At 25.0% G+C, this 24,789-nt stretch carries 22 protein-coding genes, 1 other RNA gene and 1 pseudogene; 14 read left to right on the plus strand and 10 right to left on the minus strand.

Annotation, left to right across the window (positions count from 1 at the left end):
- Window positions 1-14 precede the first annotated feature (14 nt).
- Window positions 15-806, minus strand: a complete 792-nt coding sequence (gene truA, locus QZ401_RS02455; protein WP_295164634.1) for a tRNA pseudouridine(38-40) synthase TruA — start codon at window positions 804-806, stop codon at window positions 15-17.
- A 314-nt stretch (window positions 807-1,120) separates the two neighbouring features.
- Here truA and dksA point away from each other — a divergent pair, with 314 nt between their 5' ends.
- From dksA to panC, 3 genes are all read left to right on the plus strand, one after another.
- On the plus strand, window positions 1,121-1,576 hold the full coding sequence (dksA, locus tag QZ401_RS02460; protein WP_295164636.1) for an RNA polymerase-binding protein DksA: 456 nt from the start codon (window positions 1,121-1,123) through the stop codon (window positions 1,574-1,576).
- A 120-nt stretch (window positions 1,577-1,696) separates the two neighbouring features.
- Window positions 1,697-2,488 (plus strand): 3-methyl-2-oxobutanoate hydroxymethyltransferase, encoded by a 792-nt coding sequence (gene panB / locus QZ401_RS02465; protein WP_295164638.1) that lies wholly within the window; start codon window positions 1,697-1,699, stop codon window positions 2,486-2,488.
- 15 nt (window positions 2,489-2,503) lie between these two features.
- Entirely contained in the window at window positions 2,504-3,361 is an 858-nt protein-coding gene (gene panC, locus QZ401_RS02470; protein WP_295164640.1) for a pantoate--beta-alanine ligase, read from the plus strand.
- An 8-nt stretch (window positions 3,362-3,369) separates the two neighbouring features.
- Here panC and hpt read toward each other — a convergent pair whose 3' ends face one another.
- Window positions 3,370-3,903, minus strand: a complete 534-nt coding sequence (hpt, locus tag QZ401_RS02475) for a hypoxanthine phosphoribosyltransferase (protein WP_295164642.1) — start codon at window positions 3,901-3,903, stop codon at window positions 3,370-3,372.
- 753 nt (window positions 3,904-4,656) lie between these two features.
- On the opposite strand from hpt, the gene thrA reads away from it, so the two are divergent.
- The 3 genes from thrA to thrC are packed head-to-tail and all read left to right on the plus strand — an operon-like array spanning window position 4,657 to window position 9,346.
- Window positions 4,657-7,104 carry a bifunctional aspartate kinase/homoserine dehydrogenase I gene (gene thrA, locus QZ401_RS02480; protein WP_295164644.1) on the plus strand — a complete coding sequence of 816 codons (2,448 nt, stop codon included), beginning with the start codon at window positions 4,657-4,659 and terminating at the stop codon, window positions 7,102-7,104.
- A 19-nt stretch (window positions 7,105-7,123) separates the two neighbouring features.
- Entirely contained in the window at window positions 7,124-8,053 is a 930-nt protein-coding gene (gene thrB / locus QZ401_RS02485) for a homoserine kinase (protein ID WP_295164646.1), read from the plus strand.
- A gap of 3 nt (window positions 8,054-8,056) precedes the next feature.
- On the plus strand, window positions 8,057-9,346 hold the full coding sequence (gene thrC / locus QZ401_RS02490; protein WP_295164649.1) for a threonine synthase: 1,290 nt from the start codon (window positions 8,057-8,059) through the stop codon (window positions 9,344-9,346).
- 67 nt (window positions 9,347-9,413) lie between these two features.
- Here thrC and ychF read toward each other — a convergent pair whose 3' ends face one another.
- The 3 genes from ychF to QZ401_RS02505 all read right to left on the minus strand — a co-directional run bounded on the left by ychF (window position 9,414) and on the right by QZ401_RS02505 (window position 11,870).
- A complete protein-coding gene (gene ychF / locus QZ401_RS02495) occupies window positions 9,414-10,502 on the minus strand; it encodes a redox-regulated ATPase YchF (protein WP_295164652.1) in 1,089 nt (362 codons plus the stop codon).
- Window positions 10,503-10,567: 65 nt separating this feature from the next.
- Window positions 10,568-11,098: an aminoacyl-tRNA hydrolase gene (gene pth / locus QZ401_RS02500; protein ID WP_295164876.1), complete on the minus strand. Its 531-nt coding sequence runs from the start codon at window positions 11,096-11,098 to the stop codon at window positions 10,568-10,570.
- Between the two features lie 160 nt (window positions 11,099-11,258).
- Window positions 11,259-11,870 (minus strand): Fe-Mn family superoxide dismutase, encoded by a 612-nt coding sequence (locus QZ401_RS02505; protein ID WP_295164653.1) that lies wholly within the window; start codon window positions 11,868-11,870, stop codon window positions 11,259-11,261.
- 352 nt (window positions 11,871-12,222) lie between these two features.
- Here QZ401_RS02505 and rnt point away from each other — a divergent pair, with 352 nt between their 5' ends.
- A complete protein-coding gene (rnt, locus tag QZ401_RS02510) occupies window positions 12,223-12,870 on the plus strand; it encodes a ribonuclease T (protein ID WP_295164654.1) in 648 nt (215 codons plus the stop codon).
- Window positions 12,871-12,987: 117 nt separating this feature from the next.
- On the opposite strand, the gene grxD is transcribed toward rnt, so the two are convergent.
- Window positions 12,988-13,314: a Grx4 family monothiol glutaredoxin gene (gene grxD, locus QZ401_RS02515; RefSeq protein ID WP_295164656.1), complete on the minus strand. Its 327-nt coding sequence runs from the start codon at window positions 13,312-13,314 to the stop codon at window positions 12,988-12,990.
- A gap of 131 nt (window positions 13,315-13,445) precedes the next feature.
- Here grxD and ssrA point away from each other — a divergent pair.
- Window positions 13,446-13,822: a transfer-messenger RNA gene (ssrA, locus tag QZ401_RS02520) on the plus strand.
- Window positions 13,823-13,846: 24 nt separating this feature from the next.
- Here ssrA and bamE read toward each other — a convergent pair.
- The gene (gene bamE, locus QZ401_RS02525; RefSeq protein WP_295164657.1) at window positions 13,847-14,161 is read right to left on the minus strand and encodes an outer membrane protein assembly factor BamE; all 315 of its coding nucleotides are present in this window, start codon (window positions 14,159-14,161) and stop codon (window positions 13,847-13,849) included.
- 162 nt (window positions 14,162-14,323) lie between these two features.
- Window positions 14,324-15,202: an NAD(+) kinase gene (gene nadK / locus QZ401_RS02530; RefSeq protein WP_295164659.1), complete on the minus strand. Its 879-nt coding sequence runs from the start codon at window positions 15,200-15,202 to the stop codon at window positions 14,324-14,326.
- A gap of 108 nt (window positions 15,203-15,310) precedes the next feature.
- Here nadK and grpE point away from each other — a divergent pair, with 108 nt between their 5' ends.
- Window positions 15,311-15,877 (plus strand): nucleotide exchange factor GrpE, encoded by a 567-nt coding sequence (grpE, locus tag QZ401_RS02535; protein ID WP_295164662.1) that lies wholly within the window; start codon window positions 15,311-15,313, stop codon window positions 15,875-15,877.
- 103 nt (window positions 15,878-15,980) lie between these two features.
- Here the strand turns inward: grpE and ung are convergent, their stop codons facing one another.
- On the minus strand, window positions 15,981-16,646 hold the full coding sequence (ung, locus tag QZ401_RS02540; RefSeq protein ID WP_295164664.1) for a uracil-DNA glycosylase: 666 nt from the start codon (window positions 16,644-16,646) through the stop codon (window positions 15,981-15,983).
- Window positions 16,647-16,763: 117 nt separating this feature from the next.
- On the opposite strand from ung, the gene QZ401_RS02545 reads away from it, so the two are divergent.
- On the plus strand, window positions 16,764-17,360 hold the full coding sequence (locus tag QZ401_RS02545; RefSeq protein WP_295164666.1) for a peroxiredoxin C: 597 nt from the start codon (window positions 16,764-16,766) through the stop codon (window positions 17,358-17,360).
- A 102-nt stretch (window positions 17,361-17,462) separates the two neighbouring features.
- Here QZ401_RS02545 and QZ401_RS02550 read toward each other — a convergent pair whose 3' ends face one another.
- Window positions 17,463-18,170 carry a DUF2076 domain-containing protein gene (locus QZ401_RS02550; RefSeq protein WP_295164667.1) on the minus strand — a complete coding sequence of 236 codons (708 nt, stop codon included), beginning with the start codon at window positions 18,168-18,170 and terminating at the stop codon, window positions 17,463-17,465.
- 275 nt (window positions 18,171-18,445) lie between these two features.
- Between QZ401_RS02550 and gyrA the strand changes: the two genes are divergently transcribed.
- From gyrA to yfaE, 4 genes and pseudogenes are all read left to right on the plus strand, one after another.
- Complete coding sequence (gene gyrA, locus QZ401_RS02555; protein ID WP_295164670.1) at window positions 18,446-20,968, plus strand: DNA topoisomerase (ATP-hydrolyzing) subunit A; 2,523 nt, start codon at window positions 18,446-18,448, stop codon at window positions 20,966-20,968.
- Window positions 20,969-21,066: 98 nt separating this feature from the next.
- Entirely contained in the window at window positions 21,067-23,358 is a 2,292-nt protein-coding gene (nrdA, locus tag QZ401_RS02560; RefSeq protein WP_295164673.1) for a class 1a ribonucleoside-diphosphate reductase subunit alpha, read from the plus strand.
- A 34-nt stretch (window positions 23,359-23,392) separates the two neighbouring features.
- Entirely contained in the window at window positions 23,393-24,523 is a 1,131-nt protein-coding gene (gene nrdB / locus QZ401_RS02565) for a class Ia ribonucleoside-diphosphate reductase subunit beta (RefSeq protein WP_295164675.1), read from the plus strand.
- A gap of 1 nt (window position 24,524) precedes the next feature.
- Window positions 24,525-24,784 (plus strand): annotated as a pseudogene (gene yfaE, locus QZ401_RS02570) (class I ribonucleotide reductase maintenance protein YfaE).
- The last annotated feature ends 5 nt before the right edge of the window (window positions 24,785-24,789 follow it).

The raw sequence follows: 24,789 nt of genomic DNA on the forward strand, positions 1-24,789 counted from the left end.
ATTGATTTCTTTCTTTAAATAATAAAATCATTTTTTAATGTAGGTAAATTAAAAAACATGGGATATTTTACAAAAAATAAATATAAACCTTGAGCTGGAGCAGTAGGACCTGCATAGTTTCTATTTTTTTTATTTAATAATTTTTTGATGTAATTTTTTTCTGTATGATTATTGATTGTAATTAACGAACCAACGATGTTTCGAACCATATGATACAAGAAAGAATTAGCAGTAATATCAATAATAACCCAATGGTTTAAGCGCCAAATATTTAACTTGGTTATTTTTCTTCTAGGAGAGCTTGATTGACAACCTAAAGCGCGAAAAGATGAAAAGTCATGTTCTCCTAATAAGGACTGTGCTTCACAAAACATCTTATCAACATTTAATTCTCTATAAACATGATTTGATGTATTACGAAAAATAGCAGAACGACATTTATTATTATATATCATATAACGATAAGAACGAGAAATGGCACTATAACGAGCACTAAAATGTTCTGGAACTTCTTTAATCCATTTTATAGAAATATTTTTAGATAAATGAGTATTTACTCCAACTGTCCAAGAAAAGTCGCTTCTAATAGAAGAACTTGTAAAATGTATTACTTGTCCTATACTATGAACACCAGAATCGGTGCGACCTGAACATACAACGTTTATTTGATGATTTGCAATTTTAGATAAAGCATTCTCTATTTCTTCTTGAACAGTAGAAAATCCTTTTTGACGTTGCCAACCATGATAACAACTTCCATTATATTCTACTCCCAAAGCAAATTTTTTAATTTTTTTTTCTTTCATTTTCTGAATTCCATATGAATAAATAATGAACAAATAAAAAGTATAATTTTTTTTAAATCAATATACTTGTATAAAAATATATTTAACTAAAGTTTATGTTAATATTATTTATAATAATTTTTATTTTTTAAAAACATGAAAATTAATTTTTTTAATTATAAAAATTGATTTTATTAAAAAATAATGTCTAAATTACTTTTCTACTCTTACTAAGATAAATCTTTTTTAAACAACATGAATTATCAATAATTAATATTATATTCAAAATATATTTTTTATTTTAAATACATGTAAATATTTTATTGGAAAAAAATATGGAAAAAGAAAAAAATAAAAAAAAATCATCTCTAAATGTTCTTTCTATCGCTGGTTTAAAACCTTATCAAAAAAAAACAGATGAAGAGTATATGAATGAAAAACAAATGTTACATTTTAAAAAAATTCTTGAAACATGGAAAAATCAATTAAAAATTGAAATTAATCATACGTTACTTTATATACAAGACAAATCAACTAATTTTCCAGATCCTATTGATCGAGCAGCTCAAGAAGAAGAATTTAGTTTAGAATTAAGAAATCGAGATAGAAGTCGTAAATTAATAAAAAAAATACAAGAAACTTTAAAAAAAATAAAAGAAAAAGATTTTGGTTACTGTGATTCTTGCGGTATTGAAATTGGAATTCGTCGTTTAGAAGCTAGACCAACTGCAAATCTTTGTATTGACTGTAAAACATTAGCAGAAATTCGAGAAAAACAAATGGCTGGTTAATAAAAACAAATAGCTGGTTAATATATATATAGATGAGGATATTCGATTGATATATTAAATTATCTCGAGTATCCTTTCTTAAGGTTAATTGATTATTTTACTTAATAAAAGTAGGAAAATATGGAATCTATTACTATCTCAAAAATACAAAACTGGAAAAAGAATAAAAGAAAATTTGCTGCTATTACAGTTTATGATTTTAGTTTTTCTAGACTCTTTTCAAATGAAGGAATTCCTATAATGCTTGTAGGCGATTCTCTAGGTATGACTATTCAAGGTCATGATTCTACATTATCTGTACAAGTTAAAGATATTGAATATCATACAAAAGCAGTAAGAAAAGGTGCACCAAATGCGTTCTTATTGTCTGATTTACCATTTATGTCTTATTGTGGAGTGAAACAAACTTTAAAAAATACAGCTAAACTTATACAGTCTGGTGCTAATATGATAAAAATAGAAGGTGGAAAATGCTTGGTTAAAACTGTTAAAGAACTATCAGAAAGATCAATATTAGTTTGTGGACATATAGGATTAACTCCACAATCTATAGATTATTTAAGTGGTTATAAAGTACAAGGAAAAGAAAAAAATGATGCACAACGAATAATAGACGAAGCGTTTCTACTAGAAGAAGCAGGAATTAAAATGTTAGTTGTAGAATGTATCCCTTCAATTTTAGCTAAAAAAATAACTGAAAACTTATCTATTCCAGTAATTGGAATAGGATCAGGTAATTATACTGATGGACAAATACTTGTCATGCAAGATTTATTAGGAATAACTGACGGAAAAAAACTAAAATTTGTAAAAAATTTCCTTTCTCATAGTGGAAGCATTCAAAATGCTATTAAAAAATATATTAATGAAGTTAAAAATGGTAGTTTTCCTAACGAAAAATACAGTTTTTAAAATTATGGAGTTATAATGAATATTATAAAAAATATACATCTTTTAGAAAAAGAAATAAAAGAATTAAAAAAAAATAACAAAGTAATTGGATTGGTACCAACAATGGGAAATTTACATAATGGTCATATAAAACTTATTTTGTTAGCAAAAAAATACGCAGATGTTGTAATAGTAAGTATTTTTATTAATCCTATGCAATTTAACAGTTTATTAGATTTTAAAAAATATCCTAAAACTTTTGAACAAGACTGTTATATTTTAAGAAAAGAAAAAGTAGAAATTCTTTTTTGTCCTGAAATAAATGAAATATATCCTAATGGATTAAAAAATAATACATATGTCGATGTACCTAAATTATCTAATATTATAGAAGGTAGAGCTCGTCCTGGTCATTTTATAGGAGTAACAACAATAGTTTGTAAATTATTTAATTTAATACAACCAAATTTTTCTTTCTTTGGAGAAAAAGATTATCAGCAATTATTAATTATAAAAAAATTAGTTAAAGAATTAAATTATCGCATAAAAATTATTAGTTTACCTACAATAAGATTACCAAATGGATTGGCTTTTAGCTCAAGAAATAAGAACTTGAATTCTTTAGAGCAAAAAAAAGCACCTTATCTATATAAAACTATAGAACAAGCATGCAATATTATTGTACAAAACAAAGGAAAAAAAATTCAAAAAACGATTGATATGTCACGACAATATCTTATAAAAAAAGGGTTTTATATTGATATATTTAGTGTATATAATTCTAAAACACTTGGTCCTATATCTAAAAAAAGTAAAAGTATTATTATACTAGCATCAGTTTGGTTAGGAAATACTCGATTAATTGATAATAAAAAAATTACATTAAAAAATTAAGAAAAATTTTATTTTTTAAAAATCACTTTTCCTATATACGGTAAATATCGATAGGATTGAGCGTAATCTATTCCATAACCAACTATAAATTCATCAGGTATAGAAAAACCAATAAAATCAATATTAATATTAACTTCACGACATTCTGGCTTATCTAGAAGAGTACAAATTGATAATGATTTTGGATTTCTTAATTTTAAAATACCTAATACTTTACTTAAAGTTTTTCCAGAATCAATGACATCTTCAACAATTAAAACATTTTTGTTATAAATATCTTCGTCTAAATCTTTTATAATTTTTACATCTCCAGTAGATATCATTCCACGTCCATAACTAGAAGTAGTCATAAAATCAATTTCATGTTCGATTTTAATTCTACGACACAAATCTGCTATAAATACAAATGAACCACGTAGTAAGGCAATTAATATTATTTTATTTTTACTTTTTTTATATTTTTTAGTAATTTCATTACCTAGTTCACGAACGCGAATATCTAATTCTTTTTCCGAAATAATCACTTTAATAGTATGCTTCATAATATTAACTAAGTTTTTAATGTATATTTTAAATTTATTATACTAAAAATCATTTATTGATATTTATTAAAAATATAAAATATATTCAATAATAAAAATTTTAATACAAAATTTAAAAACAAAATATTTATTTTTTAACTATTGCACTAATAATAATCATTATGTTATAAAAATCAAACTACTATATAGAAAAAATAGTATAAATTAAATAGAAATATAATTATAAATTAATCTAATTCTTTTTTATTTTTTTAAGCAATATCTACTCTAGATTAGAATTTTTAATGTTTTTTAAATTAATGAAAAAGCATGTTGTTTGTTATATGTAAACAACGATTATAATTGTAAGAATATCATGTAAAAAATAGAAGAATTTTTATACTAAAAAACATATCTTTTTTTTCCTAATACTTTTTTTACAATATTAAAAAACTAAATCTATGATAAAATTAATAATATTTAAAATATACGTTATACTTATAAAAATATTCTCAATTACAGCTCTAAATCTGATTAAATAACACTATTTAATAAATTAATTCACTTATTTTAATATTTTATTAATTTATGTCTAAGGGATGCTACGTAAAACGTATTAATATCTACTGCTTATCGTTTCTTCGTTATAGAATAACTGTTTTTATTTATTATAACTAATCATAATTAATATGAGATAATGTATATATTTAATAAAAACCCGCTCACAAATAATGCGGGTTTTTTATGATATGAATTTAAGGATGTAAAAAAAATATGAAACTATTGAAATTTGGCGGAACTTCGTTAGCTAATGCACAAAAGTTTTTATGTGTCGCTGATATTATAGAAAAAAAAAATAAAAAAGAACAAATTGCAGTCGTTCTTTCTGCTCCAGCGAAAATAACTAACTATTTAGTTACAATAATTGAAAAAAATATTGATAATGATAAAATTCTAAAAAATATTAATCTTGCAGAAAAAATTTTTATTGAATTAATAAAAGATATTAAAAAAATACAATCACTTTTTCCATATGAAAATACAAAGGAAAAAATCGAAAAAGAATTTAATAAATTAAAAAAAATAATAAATGGTATTTTTTTAATAAAACAATGTCCAGAAAGTATTCAACCTATAATAATATCTCGCGGAGAAATACTTTCAGTTGTTATTATGAAAAATATATTAAAATCTAGAAATTATGAAGTTACTATTTTAAATCCAGTTAAAAATCTTTTATCAATAGGAAATTATTTGGATTCCACTGTTGATATAAAAGAGTCTAAAAAACGAATTAAAAAAATAAATATAGATCAAAAAAACATTATTTTAATGGCTGGATTCATTGCAGGAAACAAAAAAGGAGAATTAGTAGTACTGGGACGTAATGGTTCTGATTATTCAGCTGCAGTTTTAGCTTCTTGTTTAAATGCAAGATGTTGTGAAATTTGGACTGATGTTGATGGTGTATTTACATCAGATCCCAGAATAGTCTCTAATACTTACCTATTAGAGTCAATATCATATCAAGAAGCAATGGAATTATCTTATTTTGGTGCTAAGGTACTGCATCCTCGAACCATTGAACCCATTTCCCAATTTCAAATACCGTGTGTTATAAAAAATACTAATAATATTCATGCTAAGGGGACTTTGATTTGCCAAAAAAATGATTCAGATAAAAATTTTTTAAAAGGTGTTACATATCTTGATAAGATAGTTATGTTCAACGTTTCTGGATCTTGTTTAAAAGATTCAGGAAATACAATTTCACGGATATTTACCGCTCTTTCAAGAGAAAACATTAAAATTATTTTAATTACACAATCATCTTCAGAAAATAAAATCAACTTTTGTACTTTAGAAAAAGACGTTGATTACATTTTACTAATATTAAAAAAAGAATTCAAATTAGAAATAAAAGAAGGATTGTTAAATAATTTAAATATAATAAAAAATTTAGCTATTTTATCAGTTATTGGTTCTAATATTTCTGAAAAAAACAATATTGCATCAAAAATTTTTTCTTCTTTAGGTTCATCAAAAATCAATGTACTTGCAATTGCACATGGGTCTTCAAAACATTCTATATCAGTAGTAATTAAAAAAGAAGATGTTTTAAAGGGTATACAAAATGTTCATAATGCATTGTTTTTTAATAAAAAAATTATAAATGTTTTTTTAATTGGAATAGGTGGAGTTGGCAAAGAACTATTAAAACAAATCTTAAGACAAGAAAAGTTTTTAAATCAAAAAAATATAAAAATAAGACTTCGCATGATTGCCAATTCTAAAAAATTACTTTTTTTAAACGACTTAATTGATTTAAATAATTGGGAAGAAAACTTTAAAAAATCAAATAAAGAATTTAATTTGCAGATATTAAGTGAATTATTAAAAAATACTTGCGACTCCAATTCAGTCATAATTGATTGCACATCTGATGAACTTTTATCAAAGCAATATGTTCATTTTATTAAAAACGGTTTTCACATAATTACTTCAAATAAAAAAGCCAATACAAATTCCTTACAATATTACAATGATATTAGAACTACTGCATTAAAAGAAAATAAAAAGTTTTTATATGAAACTAATGTTGGAGCCGGATTGCCAGTTATAAATACACTTCAAAATTTATTTAATACAGGTGATTATCTTATATCTTTTAAAGGTATATTATCTGGTTCATTATCTTTTATATTTGGAAAGTTAGAAGAAGGTATTCCATTATCCGAAGCAACTAAGGAAGCAAAAAAATTAGGTTTTACTGAACCAAATCCATTCGATGATTTATCTGGAATCGACGTTGCTAGAAAACTATTAGTTTTAGCTCGAGAGGTAGGCTATTCCATAGAACTAAAAGATATAAGCATCGAACCTATATTACCAGAAGAATTTAAAAAATATAAAAATTCTGAAGAATTTTTATTTAAACTAAAAGAGCTAGATTTAGTCTTTTCAGAACGAGTTAATAAAGCACGTAATTTGGGAAATGTACTGCGTTTTGTAGGAAGCATAGAAAAAAGTGGAAAATGTTCAGTAAAAATTGAGGAAATAAACAGTAATAATCCATTATATAAAGTAAAAAATGGTGAAAACGCACTGACATTTTATACAAACTATTATCAACCCATTCCTCTTGTATTAAGAGGATATGGTGCGGGTAATGATGTTACTGCCTCTGGGGTGTTTTCCGACTTACTACGTACAATATTATAGGCATCAGCGGAGTACAGTAATGATTAAAATTTATGCACCAGCTTCTATTGCGAATGTTGGAGTTGGGTTTGATATTTTAGGTGCAGCCATTATACCAATAAATGGTACTTTGTTAGGTGATTGTGTAACAGTAAAGTTATCAAAAAAATTTGAATTAATTAATAAAGGAATTTTTTCTAATAAATTACCTATAAATAAAGAACAAAATATTGTTTGGAAATGTTGGTTTAAATTTTGTAAAATAATAAAAAAAAATATTCCTGTTTCTATAATTCTCGAAAAAAATATGCCAATCGGATCAGGACTAGGATCTAGTGCTTGTTCGGTAGTTGCTACTTTAGTAGCAATTAATCAAATTTGTAATAATCCTTTGAATTCAAAAGAATTACTACTACTTATGGGGGAAATAGAAGGTGAAATATCAGGAAGCGTGCATTATGATAACGTAGCTCCATCTTATTTAGGAGGTCTTCAATTAATATTAGAAGATTCTCATGTTGTAAGTCAAATACTTCCAAATTTCAAAAATTGGTTTTGGATCATTGCTTGGCCAGGAGTTAAAGTTTCTACTGCAGAGGCAAGAAAAATTTTACCTAAGGAATACAAAAAAGACATTTGTATTAAAAATAGTCGTTATTTAGCGGGTTTTATCCATGCATCATATACTAAACAATCTGATTTAGCAGCTAGATGTATGCAAGATTTTATAGCAGAACCATATCGTAGTAAATTACTTCCTAATTTTCTAAACGCCAAAGAAAAAATTAAAAAAATTGGAGCTATAGGTTGTGGAATATCTGGTTCAGGTCCTACTATTTTTGCAATTTCTGATAATATGAAAACTGCTGAAAAGATATCTTTATGGCTAAAAGATAATTACTTACAAAATAAAACAGGATTTGTTCATATTTGTTGTGTGGATTTAAAAGGTGTACGCGAAATAGGATAAAAAATGAAACTTTATAATTTAAAAAATCATAACGAACAAGTAAATTTTGAAACTGCTGTAAAACTTGGATTAGGGCAGAAACAAGGTTTATTTTTTCCCGTAGAATTACCAATTATTACACCTTTAGAATTGTTAAGAATATTAAAAATGGATTTTATTACACGAAGTACTGAAATACTTTCTAAATTTATCAGCAGTGAAATATCTAAAGAAGTATTATACGAACATGTTAAAAAAGCATTTTCATTTTCAAAACCATTAAAAGTTTGTATTAATAAAAATATAAGTTGTTTTGAATTATTTCATGGCCCAACATTAGCATTTAAAGATTTTGGCGCACGTTTCATGGCTCAAATGATACTATCTCTTAATAAAAAAAATGAATCGTTTACTATTTTAACTGCAACATCAGGAGATACTGGTGCTGCAGTTGCTCATGCATTCTATGGAATGAAAAATATTCGAGTCATTATTTTATATCCAAAAGGCAAAATTAGTGTATTACAAGAACAATTATTTTGTACCTTAGGTAAAAATATAAAAACCATATCTATTAACGGTAGTTTCGACGATTGTCAAAAGTTAGTAAAAAAAGCTTTTGATGATAAAAAATTAAAAGAATCGATAGGATTAAATTCTGCTAATTCTATTAATATAAGCCGTTTATTAGCCCAAATATGTTATTATTTTGAAGCTTTTTCATTACTTTCTGAAGAACAAAGAAAAAATTTAGTAATAGCTGTTCCATGTGGTAATTTTGGTAATTTAACAGCTGGTTTATTAGCTAAATCTCTTGGTTTATCGATTAAATCATTTATTGCATGTACTAATGATAATGATACAGTTCCGAGATTCCTTAGTAGTGGAAGATGGGATCCTCAAAAAACTGTATCAACAATTTCTAATGCTATGGATATTAGTCGTCCTAACAATTGGCCTCGAATTGAAGAGTTATTCCGTAGAAAAAAATGGGATTTAAAAGAATTAAGATTCGGAAGTGTATCAGATGAAATTACTAAAGAAACTCTTAAAGAATTATTTCAACTAGGTTATGTATCTGAACCTCATGCGGCAATTGCTTATAGACTATTGCGTGATCAATTAAAAAAAGATGAATTTGGTTTGTTTTTAGGAACAGCACATCCATCTAAATTTAAAAATACTGTGGAAAAAATATTAGAAAATAATATTCTTTTACCAAAAGAATTAAAAAATAGAACTAATTTACCATTGTTATCTTATAATATAAATCCTGATTTCAATAAGTTAAAAGAATTTTTACTAGAAAAATAAAAAAAATTAGAGAGGATAAATTAAGTTTTCCTCTCTAATAAAATTTTTTTTATAAAAAATGTTTTTTTTAAATATTAAATAAAAAATTAATAATATCACCATCTTGAATTTTATAAAATTTTCCTTCGCTGCGATATTTACCTACTTCTTTAACTTTAGCCTCACTTTTATATTTTATAAAATCTAAATAATTCATAATTTGTGCACGAATAAAACCCCTACTAAAATCACTATGTATTTTATCAGCAGCTTGAAGACTCGTACTGCCATTAGGTATAGCCCAAGCACGAATTTCTTTTATTCCTGCAGTAAAAAATGTTATTAAATTAAGTATTTTATAACCAGATTCAATGATATTATTTAATCCTAAATTCGTTATATTAAAAGATTTCATAAAATATTTTTGTTCATTTTTATTCATTTTTACTAAATCTAATTCCAAATTTGAATTAATTGGAATAACTAAAGAACCTTCTTTTTTAGCTAATTTATTTAATTCATTTAAAAAAAAATGCGACTCTTTTCCTTCATTAATATTGGCAATATACATTGTTGGTTTTAAAGTTAAAAAACGTAAATAACTAATAATTTTCTTTTCATTTTCGTCTAAAGAAAGTGTTTTTAACATTAAAAAATTTTTTAAATGATAAAGACATTTGTTTAATACAACTAGTTTTTCTTCTATCTCTTTTTTATTAAATTTTATTTTTTTTTCTAATTTTAATATAGATTTTTCACAAGTTTCAAAATCTGCTAATATAAGTTCAGAATTAATTATATCAACATCTATTGTAGGTTGAACTTGATTATAAACGTGACTAATATTATCATCCTTAAAACAGCGAACAACATGAGCAATAGCATTAGTATCTCGTATATTACTTAAAAATTGATTACCTAAACCTTCTCCTTTAGAGGCACCTTTAACTAAACCAGCAATATCTACAAATTCTATAAATGCATTAACTATTTTTTCCGGTGAAATAATTTTGGCAAGATTACTAATACGACTGTCAGGAACTGAAACAATTCCTATATTTGGTTTAATAGTACAAAACGGAAAATTAGCAACTGCTGAATTACCTTTAGTTAAAGCATTAAACAAAGTAGATTTACCAACATTAGGTAACCCTATAATTCCACATTTAAAACCCATGTTTTATACGCCTTAAAAATAAAAAATAACAAAAAAATAATTAAAAAAAATTTTATATCTAACTATTAGATAAAATTTAATAATGTAAAATTTTCTTTTATTGCATCTGAAATAGATTTTTTAATTAAGTTAATTTCTCTAAAATTAGGTATAGAAAGCACAAAAGATGATATTTCTTTTTTATTGTTTGGACGACCAATTCCGATTCTTAATCGATAAAAATTTACTTTAGTTTTAAATTCTTTAATAATATTTCTTAGTCCATTATGACCACTATGCCCATAACTATATTTATATTTTATAATTCCCGGTTCTAAATCTAAATCATCGTGTATTATTAATATTTGATCTAAACTAATGTTGTAAAATGAAGCCATTTTATATACCGAATAACCATTTATATTCATAAAAATATTAGGTATAAGCAAACGGATAGAATTTGATTCTATATTTAAACAGGAAGTAAAACCAAAAAATCTTTTTTCTTCTTTTAAAATACTAAAATAATGTTTTGCTAAGGAATAAATATACCAAGATCCAACATTATGACGTGTTTTATGATATTGTTTTTTAGGATTAGATAATCCTACTATCATCTTTATTCTATTCAAAAAGAATCCTTTTAATATTTTTAAATTTGTATAAAAAATGAAAAACATATAATATACGCTATTATATGTTTTTGTTTTATAATATTAAAAATATTGATTAATTAAAGATTTATATTTAAAAAATAAAATTTTTATAAATTAAAATTTATTTTAACAAACGATTAGATGCCTCATCCCAATTCACTATATTCCAAAAAGACTTAATATAATCTAATCGTCTATTTTGATATTTTAAATAGTAAGCATGTTCCCAAAGATCTAATCCAATAATAGGATAACCAGAAGTACCTGATATTAATTTTCCCATTAATGGATTATCTTGATTTGTTGTAGATACTATAGATAGTACACCGTTTTGATTTACTAACCAAGCCCAACCTGAACCAAAATGTTTTAAGGCAGTATCTTCAAACTTACTTTTAAAACATTCAATACTTCCAAATTGCTTCTCAATTTCTGATTTTAAATCACCTTGTAACACTGTTCCAATTTTTAAACCTTTCCAAAATAAACTATGATTTATATGTCCTCCTGCATTATTGCGTAATGCAGTTTTATTTTCTAAACTTATTTCATTAAAAATAGACATTAACTCTTCAATTGAAAGTGAACTAAAATGTGTTTTTTCTAAAATAGAATTAGTATTATTAATATAGTTTTGATGGTGTTTTGTATGATGAATTTTCATTGTTTCTTCATCAAAAAAGGGTTCTAAAGCATTGTATGCATAAGATAGATTAGGTAAAGAATAACTCATTTTTTTTTCCTAAAATAAAAAAATAAAACAATAAATTTAAAATTAAATTAATAATTTAATCTTAAACATTTTATTAAATTATAGTACAATTATTCAGTTATAAACAAGAATCATAATTAATATTTAATTAATACCTAAATTAAAAAATATAAAAAATGTTATTTTATTAAAAAATTAATTTTATTTCATTTAAAATTTTTTATAAAAAATATTTTCCACCATTCGTTTTTTGATTCATTTTTAATATTTTATCTATCAATAAAATCAAAAAAATATAACCTAAAAAGATTGATAAAAATAAATCAAAAGTTAACTATATTAAACACCAAGTGTTTTAAATAATGAGATTTTGATGTCTACAACTCAAGAATTCAATTTATTAAGTAATCGCTTTCGAACTTTTTATCCTGTTGTTATCGATATAGAAACAGCAGGATTTAATCCAAAAACTGATGCAGTATTAGAAATTGCGTTAATAACGTTAAAAATGGACAAATTAGGATGGCTACATAAAGAAGATATACTTCATTTTCATGTAAAACCATTTAAGGGATCTATCATCAATTCTGATGCTATTGCTTTTAATAAAATTGATCCATTTAATCCTTTGCGTGGAGCAATTAGTGAAAAATTAGCTATTGAATCAATATTAGAAAAAGTACGAAATGGTATAAAAATACAAGGATGTACTCGAGGAATAGTGGTTGCGCATAATGCAAATTTTGATCATAATTTTTTAATGGCAGCAATTCAACGAGTTGAAATTAAAAATAATCCTTTTCATCCCTTTGTTACATTTGATACAGCAGCATTAAGCGGATTAGCTGTAGGTCAAACTGTACTAGCAAAAGCATGCAAAGCAATTGGTTTATCATTTGATAATAATCAAGCACATTCAGCATTATATGATACTCTGCAAACAGCTAATCTTTTTTGCAAAATAGTAAATCGTTGGAAAGGTTTAGGTGGATGGCCTATAAATATTAAAAAAGAAAAATAAAATTTATGTTAAGTATATAATAAAAAAAATATTTTAAAATCTTTATAAAATAAGACATGACATTAACAATAAAAATCCTATTTTTTTTGCATAATGTCATATCTTATTTTTTTAAATTTATTTTTTAGAGTTCAATACTGCATTAGATATTATTTTTTTTAGTTCTCCATTTTCTAACATTTCAAGTATAATACTACATCCACCAATTAATTCTCCGTTTATCCATAACTGAGGAAAAGTTGGCCAATTAGCATACCTTGGTAATTCTTTTCTAATATCTAAATTTTCTAAAACATCAACATATGCAAATTTTTCTCCACAAACAGATAAAGCTTGTACTGCTTGAGCTGAAAATCCACAACTAGGAGATTGAGGTGTACCTTTCATGTAGATTAAAATAACATTATCTTTAATTTGACGTTCTATTTTTTCAATTGTATTCATATATTTCCCAAAATGAAGTTAAAAAAACCAAATAAACAAAAATTTTTATTAAAAAATGCTTTTAAAAATATTTTATAGACAATTTTATTTTTTTTTGCAATACTAAATAATAAAATTTAATTTTAAATTATGGGGCTGTTTTTGGATTCGACAAAATTATCAAAAAAATAAAGTGCATGCCGAGGAACGGTTTGCCTCGATAAAAAACCGTAAAAAAATAGCTGCAAATAATAAACAAAACTACGCTTTAGCAGCTTAAAAAACTGTATAAAGCCCTTTCATCTCCGACTTTATCTCTTGAGAACGAGAAATCTTTAAGAAAGGTCAAAATTTAAAGAGAAAAACGTGAGTACCAAGCTTGACGGTAACACGGGATTGATCTTCAAGCTATGCGCTTAAAATGAGTTTTTCCAAATTAAGCGATGAATTAAAATAAAGAAAAAACTAAGCATGTAGTATCTTTATTTATAGAAATTTTGGACGCGGGTTCAAATCCCGCCAGCTCCAAAAAAAATAACTTATTTTTTACAATTCATTGAATATCTAATTTTGACACTTTATTTTTTTTAAAAAATATATTCAGTGTCTTTTGATGACATTGAAATTTATTTTCTTTTTCAAAAATAATATAATGAAAAACATCGTTAAAAGAATCAGAAATAATTGGATTTCCAAAAATATAAATTATTTGTTCTTTTGTCATTCCTTTATAGTTTTTTTTAAATTTATTTAAGTCAAAACAAAACTCGTTTAAATTATTTAAAATATAGTGTTTATTCTCTGAGACTGAACAACTAGAGAATAAAAATATTATTAATAATATTTTTAAAAAAATCTGATTACTCATTAATAAATCACTGCCTATAGTATTTTATATGAAATGTCATTAATAACAATCTTTAACTATAAAAAGAAATTTGAAATGTTAACGCTTTTATAATTAAAAATTATTTTAACAAAATGTTTTAACATTAATTTAAAAATAAATGTTATTAAAATTTCAAATGATCTAAAAAAGTTTTTTAGACCAATTTAATTTCGAAGTTAAAGTTTTAAAATAATTATAACTTTTAGGATGTATAAGATTTAAATAATAATTACTACGACGAATAAAAACATATTCGTTTTTATTAACAGGTAATACTATTTGACTGTCACAACTAATTTTTAAATCAGTTTCTATATCAGAAAATCTTAAACAAATTACGCTATCACTACGAATTACTAAGGGACGTGCAGATAAAGTATGAGGAAACATGGGTACTAATAAGATAGCTTCTAAAGAAGTTTCTATAATAGGCCCTCCAGCTGAAAGTGAATAACCTGTTGAGCCTGTTGGAGTCGAAATAATTAATCCATCTGAACGTTGAGAAAAAGCAAAATTTTCATTAATATAAACTTCAAATTCTATCATGTGAGCTACATGTTTTGGATGTAAAACAACTTCATTAATTGCAATACTAGATTTAGAAATTTTTTCTTTTCTATAAATTGTTACATCTAATAAAAAACGATTTTCTATTAAATATTTTCCAGACAAAACTTCGGAAAGTTTTTTAAATCTATTATCTGGATTCAAATCTGTAAGAAAACCTAAATTACCACGATTAATACCAATGATTTTAATATTAAAATATGATAAAATACGAGCTGTAAACAATAAATTTCCATCTCCACCTATTACAACAGCTAAATCACATAGCCGACCAATTTCTATTAATGTTGCAGTTTTAGGATTTTTTAAATTTAGTTTTTTAGAAATAGTATGTTCAATAAAAACTTGATAACCTTTTTTAGTTAACCATTTGTAAAGTATTTCATGTGTTATTAATGCACTTGAATGACGCGGACGCCCAACAATACCAATACAATTAAAATATTGTTTCATTGCATCAAATTTCCCAATAAAAAAAATATACTTTTAATAAAAAAAATTACCTTGAAAGACATATTAAAGACTCTGTATTTAATTAATAACATTCAAAATGGTGATATTATGGATAATCAAGAGAAAAAAATAAACTATAAAAACACTGAAAAAAAAAATGATTTAGAAAAAAACGAAGAAACAAAAGATAGTAAATTACTATTTCAAAGTAAAAAAATTAATGAATTACAAGAAAAAATATTAGAAAATGAAAAAAATATACTTAATCTCAAATTAAGACATTTAGCAAATATAGAAAATATTAAAAAAAATACAGAAACAAAAATAAAAAATATAAAAAATACAGAAACAGAAATTTTTTTTAAAAAAACAATTCCTGTTATAAATACTCTTGAAGACATATTAATAATTTCTAAAAAATTAAATTTAAGTGATGAACCATCAATACAAGGAATTAAACTAACATTAAAATCTTTATTAACTATATTAACTAAATTTGGAGTAAAAACAGAAGGCAAAAAAAATGAAATTTTTAATCCAAAAATTCATGATGCTATTTTAATCAAATCTTCAAAAGAAATAGAACCAAACTATATTATTTCTGTAAAGAGAAAAGGTTTTATTTTTAGAAAAAAACTACTTCGTAAAGCAACTGTTGTAGTGTCTGCAACTTAAAAATATTTTTTATTAGTATAAATATATACTTTTTAAAATTTTTAGTTTCTTAAATTTTTTAAATTATATAAAAATAGAAAAAATTTTGAAATTTTTTCTATTTTTAAATTTTAAACCAATCAATTTCATCTCTTTTATGTTTAAGCAAAATTTTATTAGTTTTAGAGAAATGTTTACATCCTAAAAATCCACGGTGTGCTGATAAGGGAGAAGGATGAGATGCTTTTAAAACATAATGTTTATTCATATCAATTAAATTGCACTTTTTTTTTGCATCATTACCCCAAATTAAAAAAACAATGAATTCTTTATAATAACTAATAAGAGAAATTACTTTATCTGTAAAAATATTCCATCCTATATTATAGTGAGATTTTGGTTTTCCTGATTCAACAGTTAAAATTGTATTTAATAAAAAAACTCCCTGAACTGCCCAATTTTCCAGACAACCATGATAAAATACGTGATTTTTGTTAAAATCACTATTTAATTCTTTATATATATTTTTTAAAGAAGGTGGTATAGTATGATTTTTAGGAACTGAAAAAGCTAATCCGTGAGCTTGGTTTTTAGAAAAATAAGGATCTTGTCCAATAATAACGACTTTAATTTCACTAAAAGAAGTTAACAAAAAAGCATTAAATACATCTTTTGAAGAAGGATATATTGTTTTTTTTAGACGCTCTTTTTTAAGATAGTTGATAATTTTAAAAAAATATTTTTTTTTTTCTTGAGATAAAAGATTTTTCCAAGTTAAAATATTATTCATAGCACCTCTAATTTTAATAAAAATTGATTTCAAAAATAATTTTTTATTAATAAAAAAAATTTTTCTTTTATAAAGAACGTATATCTTATTGTATTTTTTTAAATTAAAGGAAAAAAAATGACTTTAGTAACACAAAAAGCACCTAATTTTGTAGCTCCAGCAATTTTAAAAAATAGCGAAATTATTAACAATTTTGACTTAAAAAAATATTCGAACGGTCAAATAACAGTATTATTTTTTTGGCCTATGGATTTCACTTTTGTTTGTCCTTCTGAAATTCTAGAATTCAATAAAACTTATGAAAATTTTGAGAAAAGACAGGTAAAAATTGTTGGTGTTTCTATTGATAGTGTTTTTGTTCATCAAGCATGGCAAAATACTCTTCCTAAAAATGGAGGTATTGGAAAAATTAAATTTCCCATGGTTTCTGATGTCAAACATGAAATTCAAAAATCTTATGGTGTTGAACATCCCGAATTAAATATAGCATTAAGAGCCTCATTTTTAATCGATGAAAATTGGATTATACGTCATCAAGTTGTTAACGATCTTCCATTTGGACGGAATATTGATGAAATGATACGGATGATAGACGCTTTAAATTTTTATAATAAACATGGAGAAGTATGTCCTGTAAATTGGAAGCATGGAAAAGAAGGAATGAAAGCTTCTCAAGAGGGGGTTTCTTCATATTTAAAAAAACATTTTTCATAAATATTATTAAATAATTTGTAAAGTCAGCAAAAAAAATATGCTGGCTTTATTTTTAATTCAAATATAAATTATTAATAGCTTTAATTTGATTATTAAAAATTATTAAATAAAGTTATCATCATTTATCACACTATCGTCAACGTGTTCTGTTTCATCAAAATCAGAATAATTATTATCATCAAAGTAATTATTAACTGGTTCAGTTTGACTATCATAATTTACTAAATTAGCATTATTATTACTATTCTCAATAGTATCATATTCGTTTATATCAGATATAGACGATTGATTAATATTGTCAAAAACTTCTTTTTCCGGTGTAGTATGATTAAAAATATTCATTAACATATTACCTAAAATCATACCTCCTGCTACACCTGTTGCTGTTTGTAATGCATTTTTAAGAAACCCACTATTTCTTGTAGTTACTGTTGAAGATGTCGGGATATTTGTATTACAGGATTCTAAAGTATTCTGATCTTTTTTCCATATCTTATTATCATAAGATTCAGATTGAGAAGCTGGATCTTTTTTTAAAAAATTTGATAAAAAACTTGGCTTTTTCTTCATTTGATCTGAATTTAAAAGTGATATTTGGTTTTTTAATTCTTCAATTTTTAAACTCATTTTTTTTATAGCTGTTTCTTGAATTAATATCGTTTGTACCATGTAGTAAGAAGAATACGGCTGTTTTTTTACCAAATTTTGAATCAAAGCATCCGCTGTATCATCGCGCTCAGAAGAATTCAGCTCAGTCTTTTTCAAACGATGAAATAAATTTTCTATTAAATTTTTTTCTTCATCTTTCATAAAGTATCTCGTTTTTAATTAAATTGAGAAAAATTATTATTTCTATAATTGAATACTTATTTGTATAAATTATTCTGATAAACCATTATTTTAATACTTTAATTTGAAATAAACAACATAAAAAATATTTTTTAATCATTTACAACATATTATTGTAAATAATTGTTTCATCATTTAGAATCGCTTCTTTCCATGCATCTAATACTTTAACTATGTTATAATTTTAAACTTAATATAATTCTATTAATAAACAAAAAAAAGAGAAAATAGATAATATGAAAGACCTCTCTCGAAAAATTGTACAAGTTGATATTGAAAAAGAATTAAAAAGTTCTTATTTAGACTATGCTATGTCTGTAATAGTAGGGCGAGCTTTACCAGATGTTCGAGATGGTTTAAAACCTGTCCATAGAAGAATACTTTTTGCAATGTATGTGTTAAATAATTATTGGAATAAAGCATATAAAAAATCTGCTAGAGTCGTAGGAGACGTTATAGGTAAATACCATCCACATGGAGATTCTGCTGTATATGATTCAATCGTGCGCATGGCACAAAATTTTTCATTACGCTATATGTTAATAGACGGTCAAGGAAATTTCGGTTCAATTGATGGAGATGCAGCAGCAGCGATGCGATATACAGAAGTTCGTATGTCTAAAATTTCTCATGAACTCTTAACTGACTTAGAAAAAAATACTGTAGAATTTATTCCAAATTATGATGGAACAGAATATATTCCAGAAATACTTCCATCTAAAATACCCAATCTTTTAATTAATGGATCGTCAGGCATAGCTGTAGGTATGGCAACAAACATTCCACCTCACAATTTAAATGAAGTAATTGATGGATGTTTGGCCTATATAAAAGATAATAATATTACATTACAAGAATTAATTAAGTATATTCCAGGACCAGATTTTCCAACTGCAGGAATTATTAATGGAAAAAAAGGAATTGAAGAAGCATATCGAACAGGAAAAGGAAAGATTTATATTCGTGCTCGTAATAAAATTGAAAAAAACAAAAAAAACAAAAAAGAATCTATTATTTTTTATGAAATTCCTTATCAAGTTAACAAATCACGTTTAATTGAAAAAATAGCAGAACTAGTAAAAGATAAAAGAATTGATGGAATAACGGCTTTACGTGATGAATCTGACAAAGATGGAATGAGAATTGTAGTTGAAATTAAAAAAGAGTCTATATCAGAAATAATTCTGAATCAATTATATTCTCTTACTCAACTACAAATTTCTTTTGGTATAAACATGGTTGCGTTATGCCAAGGACAACCAAAAACCTTATCTCTAAAAGAGATATTAAAATATTTTTTATCACATCGAGAAGAAATAGTTACGCGGCGAAGTATTTTTGAATTAGATAAAACATGTAAAAGAACTCATATCCTTGAAGGATTAAGTGTAGCTTTAATTAATATTAATTATATTATTGATTTAATAAAAAAATCTAAAAGTTTATTAGAAGCAAAAGAACTAATAATCAAACAAAAATGGATTTATAAAAATATTAAAAATATAAATCAAAATTTAGAAAAAAAAATACAAGAAACAAAAAAAACAAATCAAAATAATAATAATTATTATTATTTTACTGAAGAACAAGTACAAGCTATTTTAGATTTACGATTACATAAATTAACAGGTTTAGAACAAAATAAAATTATTTTAGAATACAGTTATTTAACCCAAAGAATTAAAGAATTAAAAGAAATTTTAAAAAATCCTGATCGTATGAGAGAAGTAATTAGAGATGAATTGATATCAATAAAAAATAATTTTGGAGATCAAAGACGAACAGAAATTACAGAAAATAATGCTGATATTAATATTGAAGATTTAATTAATCAAGAAGATGTAGTAGTAACATTATCTCATTCTGGATACGTTAAATATCAACCTCTTTCTGATTACAATGCTCAAAAAAGAGGAGGAAAAGGAAAATCAGCAGCCAAAATTAAAGAAGAAGATTTCATAGAAAGTTTAGTTGTAGCTAATACACACGATACAATACTCTGTTTTTCTAGTCGAGGTATATTATATTGGATGAAAGTTTATCAATTACCCGAATCTAGCAGACATGCAAGAGGTAGACCTATAGTAAATCTGTTACCACTAAGTAAAAAAGAACGAATTACTGCAATACTCCCTGTTCATGAATTTAGAGACAATCTAAATATTTTTATGGCCACTGCACAAGGTATAGTTAAAAAAAGTTCTCTAAAAGAATTTAAAAAACCTAGAATTGCAGGAATTATAGCAATTAATTTACGAGCTAATGATGAATTAATCGGAGTTGCGTTAACGAATGGAAACAATAACATTATGTTATTTACACAAAACGGGAAAGTAGTACAATTTTTAGAAAATAGTGTTAGAACAATGGGAAGAACAGCTTCTGGAGTAAGAGGAATTAAAGTTTCAAAAACTGATAGAGTAGTATCTCTAATTGTTCCGCATAAAAAAGAGAGTATTTTGATCGCAACAAATAACGGTTATGGAAAACGTACAAAAATAACTGATTTTCCAATTAAATCACGTGCAACACAAGGTGTAATTTCAATAAAAATTACCAAAAAAAACGGAAAAATTATTGGTGCTATACAAGTAGTAGAAAAAGATCAAATTATGATGATTACCAATGCAGGAACACTAGTTAGAATTAGAGCTTCAGAAATAGGTGTTTTAAAAAGAAACACACAAGGTGTCATATTAATAAGGACATCAAAAAATGAAAAAGTTGTTGCTTTACAAAGAATAGTAGAACCTATATAAAAATATTTTAATAAAAAACTATTTATACTAAAAAAATCATTATACTAAATTTCAAAAAAAATATTTATAATATATTTTTTAAAATAGGTTAATTTAATATGGAAAATAGCTTGTTTGTCACGAAACGAAATGGAAAAAGAGAAAAAATAAATTTAGATAAAATTCATAAAGTTTTGAATTGGGCGGCAAAAGGATTAGAAAATGTATCTGTTTCTCAAGTTGAATTACGTTCACGTATTCAGTTTTATAATAACATAAAAACTGTGAATATACATGAGACAATTATTAAAGCTGCAGCAGACTTAATTTCTGAAGATACACCTGATTATCAATATATGGCTGCGAGACTTGCAATTTTTCATCTTAGGAAAAAAGCTTACGGTCAATTTGAACCACCTATTCTTTATCATCATGTAAAAAAAATGGTCAGTTTAGGAAAATATGACGAAAAATTATTAAAAAATTATTCTTTTAAAGAATATGCGGAAATGAATTCATTTATCGATCATTGGCGTGACATGAACTTTTCTTATGCAGCAGTAAAACAATTAGAAGGAAAGTATTTATTACAAAATCGTGTTACTGGGAAAATATATGAAAGTGCACAATTTTTATATATTTTAATATCTGCATGCTTATTTTCTAAATACGAAAAAAATGTTCGTATGAATTATATTCAGCGTTTTTATAATGCAATTTCTACTTTCAAAATATCTCTACCTACACCGATCATGTCAGGAGTAAGAACACCAACTCGTCAATTTAGTTCTTGTGTATTAATTGAATGTGCAGATAATTTAAATTCTATTAATGCTACAACTAGTGCCATTGTAAAATATGTTTCTCAACGAGCAGGAATAGGTATTAACGCCGGTCAAATTCGAGCTTTAGGAAGTCCTATCAGAAATGGAGAAGCATTTCATACCGGATGCATTCCTTTCTACAAACACTTCCAAAGCGCAGTAAAATCTTGTTCTCAAGGTGGAGTTAGAGGGGGGGCAGCAACTGTTTTTTATCCAATATGGCATCTAGAAATTGAAAATTTATTAGTTTTAAAAAATAATAGAGGAATTGAAGAAAATAGAGTACGTCATCTTGATTATGCTGTACAAATTAACAAATTAATGTATCAAAGAATGCTATTAGGAAAAAAAATCACATTATTTAGTCCTTCTGATGTTCCTAACTTATATAAGTTTTTTTTCTCTGATCAAAAAAAATTTAAGGAAAATTATATTAAATATGAAAAAAATAGCAATATAAGAAAAAAAAGTATTAATGCAATTGATTTGTTCTGTTTAATTATGCGGGAAAGAGCATCAACTGGACGTATCTATATACAACATGTAGATCATTGTAATTCACATAGTCCATTTAATTCTAAATTAGCAACAATAAGACAATCTAACTTGTGTTTAGAAGTTACATTACCTACAAAACCACTAAATAACATTGATGACAAAAACGGAGAAATTGCACTTTGTACTCTATCAGCCCTGAATCTAGGTTTAATTAATAATTTAAATGATCTGAAGGAATTGTCTATACTGTCTGTACGAGCTTTAGATGAAATATTAGAATATCAAAACTATCCAGTATTATGTGCAAAAAAATCTGCTGTTTCAAGACGTTCTTTAGGAATTGGTGTAATTAATTTTGCATATTATTTGGCTAAAAACAAAGTACGCTATTCAGATGGCAGTGCAAAAAATTTAACACATAAAACCTTTGAAGCAATACAGTATTATTTACTAAGAGCTTCTTGTGAATTAGCTAAGGAAAAGGGATCTTGTTCATTGTTTAATCAAACTAACTATTATTTAGGTAAGCTTCCAATTGATACATATAAAAAAGATGTAGATTCAATATGTAATGAACCATTACATTTAAATTGGAATTCATTACGAAAAAAAATTAAAAAATATGGATTAAGAAATTCCACTTTATCCGCTTTAATGCCTTCAGAAACTTCTTCTCAAATATCTAATGCTACTAATGGTATTGAACCTCCAAGAGGTTTTATTAGTATAAAAGCTTCAAAAGATGGAATGCTGCGACAAGTGGTTCCAGAATATAAAAAATTGAAATATGAATATGAATTACTTTGGGACATACCAAATAATACAGGATACTTAGAACTTGTAGCAATTATGCAGAAGTTTATTGATCAATCTATTTCAGTTAACACTAATTATGATCCAAAACGATTTTTGAATGAAAAAATACCTATAAAACAACTTATATATGATTTACTTACAGCATATAAACTGGGAATAAAAACTCTTTATTATCAAAATACTCGTGATGGTGCTGAAGATAATCAAAATTTTAATAAATCTACTGAAAACACAAGAGAAGATAATTGTACAAGTGGTGCTTGTGCGATATAATAAAACAAGTTAAACATTTTCAGGTGTAATGTAAGTGTCTTATACAACTTTTTCAAAAAAGAAAAACAATCAACTTAAAGAACCTATGTTTTTTGGACAATCTGTAAACATAGCTCGATATGACCAACAAAAATATAATATTTTTGAAAAACTAATTGAAAAACAACTTTCATTTTTTTGGAGACCAGAGGAAATAGATTTATCTAAAGATAGAATAGATTTTCAAAATTTACCTTCTAACGAAAAACACATTTTTATAAGTAATTTAAAATATCAAACTTTACTTGATTCTATTCAAGGAAGAAGTCCTAATATTGCTTTTTTACCTATAGTTTCTATCCCTGAATTAGAAACATGGATTGAAACATGGTCTTTTTCAGAAACAATTCATTCACGTTCATATACACACATAATTAGAAATATTATTAATCATCCATCTATCGTATTTGATGATATCATTTCTAATAAAAATATTAATGATCGCGCAGAAGACATTTCTGTTCATTATGATAAATTAATTAAAATAACAGCTTATTGGCATTTACTTGGAGAAGGATATCACAAAATTAATGGGAAAAAAATTGAAATCAATTTAAACTTATTAAAAAAAAGACTATATCTTTGTTTAATTAGTGTAAATGTACTAGAAGCTATTAGATTTTACGTTAGTTTTGCTTGCTCATTTGCATTTGCTGAAAGAGAAATAATGGAAGGAAATGCTAAAATTATCCGATTAATAGCACGAGATGAAGCATTACACTTAACTGGAACTCAACATATTTTAAATATTTTAAATAACGAAAAAAATAACGAAAATATGAAAAATACTATTTTAGAATGCAGAGAAGAGGCAATTAAAATATTTATATCTGCTTCAGAACAAGAAAAAAAATGGGCTAAATATTTATTTCAAGATGGTTCGATGTTAGGATTAAATCAAGACATATTATGTCAATATATAGAATATATTACTAACATTCGTATGCATGCAATAGGTTTTAAAATGCCTTTTGAAAAAAAATCAAACCCAATTCCTTGGATTAATTCTTGGTTAAATTCTGATTGTATACAAACGGCTCCTCAAGAAACAGAAATCAGTTCATATTTAATAGGCCAAATCGAATCAGAAGTATCTACTCAAGAATTCAAAAAATTTAAACTATAAAATGAATAATTTTACTATTAAAATACTAAATAAAAAAACAATAATTTATAAAAAAAAACTTCTTTATTATCAATTTTAGAAAAAAACAATGTAAGAATTGAATATCAATGCAAATCTGGCTACTGTGGATCATGTCGTATTCAGATATTAAAAGGTAGTGTATCCTATTCAATAAAACAGCCTATGGCTGCTCTATTTAAAAAGAGAGAGATTTTTCCATGCTGTTGTGAACCTAATGGGAATATTATAATAAAAATATAAAAAAA

Origin of the sequence: uncultured Buchnera sp., assembly GCF_913776765.1 — a bacterium.
GTDB classification, from domain to species: Bacteria; Pseudomonadota; Gammaproteobacteria; order Enterobacterales; family Enterobacteriaceae; genus Buchnera; species Buchnera aphidicola_AO.

Bases quoted from the DNA above. Each gene is read 5' to 3' on its own strand.
- truA (WP_295164634.1), bottom strand. From the start codon at position 806: ATGAAAGAAAAAAAAATTAAAAAATTTGCTTTGGGAGTAGAATATAAT.
- dksA (WP_295164636.1), top strand. From the start codon at position 1,121: ATGGAAAAAGAAAAAAATAAAAAAAAATCATCTCTAAATGTTCTTTCT.
- panB (WP_295164638.1), top strand. From the start codon at position 1,697: ATGGAATCTATTACTATCTCAAAAATACAAAACTGGAAAAAGAATAAA.
- panC (WP_295164640.1), top strand. From the start codon at position 2,504: ATGAATATTATAAAAAATATACATCTTTTAGAAAAAGAAATAAAAGAA.
- hpt (WP_295164642.1), bottom strand. From the start codon at position 3,903: ATGAAGCATACTATTAAAGTGATTATTTCGGAAAAAGAATTAGATATT.
- thrA (WP_295164644.1), top strand. From the start codon at position 4,657: ATGAAACTATTGAAATTTGGCGGAACTTCGTTAGCTAATGCACAAAAG.
- thrB (WP_295164646.1), top strand. From the start codon at position 7,124: ATGATTAAAATTTATGCACCAGCTTCTATTGCGAATGTTGGAGTTGGG.
- thrC (WP_295164649.1), top strand. From the start codon at position 8,057: ATGAAACTTTATAATTTAAAAAATCATAACGAACAAGTAAATTTTGAA.
- ychF (WP_295164652.1), bottom strand. From the start codon at position 10,502: ATGGGTTTTAAATGTGGAATTATAGGGTTACCTAATGTTGGTAAATCT.
- pth (WP_295164876.1), bottom strand. From the start codon at position 11,098: ATGATAGTAGGATTATCTAATCCTAAAAAACAATATCATAAAACACGT.
- QZ401_RS02505 (WP_295164653.1), bottom strand. From the start codon at position 11,870: ATGAGTTATTCTTTACCTAATCTATCTTATGCATACAATGCTTTAGAA.
- rnt (WP_295164654.1), top strand. From the start codon at position 12,223: ATGTCTACAACTCAAGAATTCAATTTATTAAGTAATCGCTTTCGAACT.
- grxD (WP_295164656.1), bottom strand. From the start codon at position 13,314: ATGAATACAATTGAAAAAATAGAACGTCAAATTAAAGATAATGTTATT.
- bamE (WP_295164657.1), bottom strand. From the start codon at position 14,161: ATGAGTAATCAGATTTTTTTAAAAATATTATTAATAATATTTTTATTC.
- nadK (WP_295164659.1), bottom strand. From the start codon at position 15,202: ATGAAACAATATTTTAATTGTATTGGTATTGTTGGGCGTCCGCGTCAT.
- grpE (WP_295164662.1), top strand. From the start codon at position 15,311: ATGGATAATCAAGAGAAAAAAATAAACTATAAAAACACTGAAAAAAAA.
- ung (WP_295164664.1), bottom strand. From the start codon at position 16,646: ATGAATAATATTTTAACTTGGAAAAATCTTTTATCTCAAGAAAAAAAA.
- QZ401_RS02545 (WP_295164666.1), top strand. From the start codon at position 16,764: ATGACTTTAGTAACACAAAAAGCACCTAATTTTGTAGCTCCAGCAATT.
- QZ401_RS02550 (WP_295164667.1), bottom strand. From the start codon at position 18,170: ATGAAAGATGAAGAAAAAAATTTAATAGAAAATTTATTTCATCGTTTG.
- gyrA (WP_295164670.1), top strand. From the start codon at position 18,446: ATGAAAGACCTCTCTCGAAAAATTGTACAAGTTGATATTGAAAAAGAA.
- nrdA (WP_295164673.1), top strand. From the start codon at position 21,067: ATGGAAAATAGCTTGTTTGTCACGAAACGAAATGGAAAAAGAGAAAAA.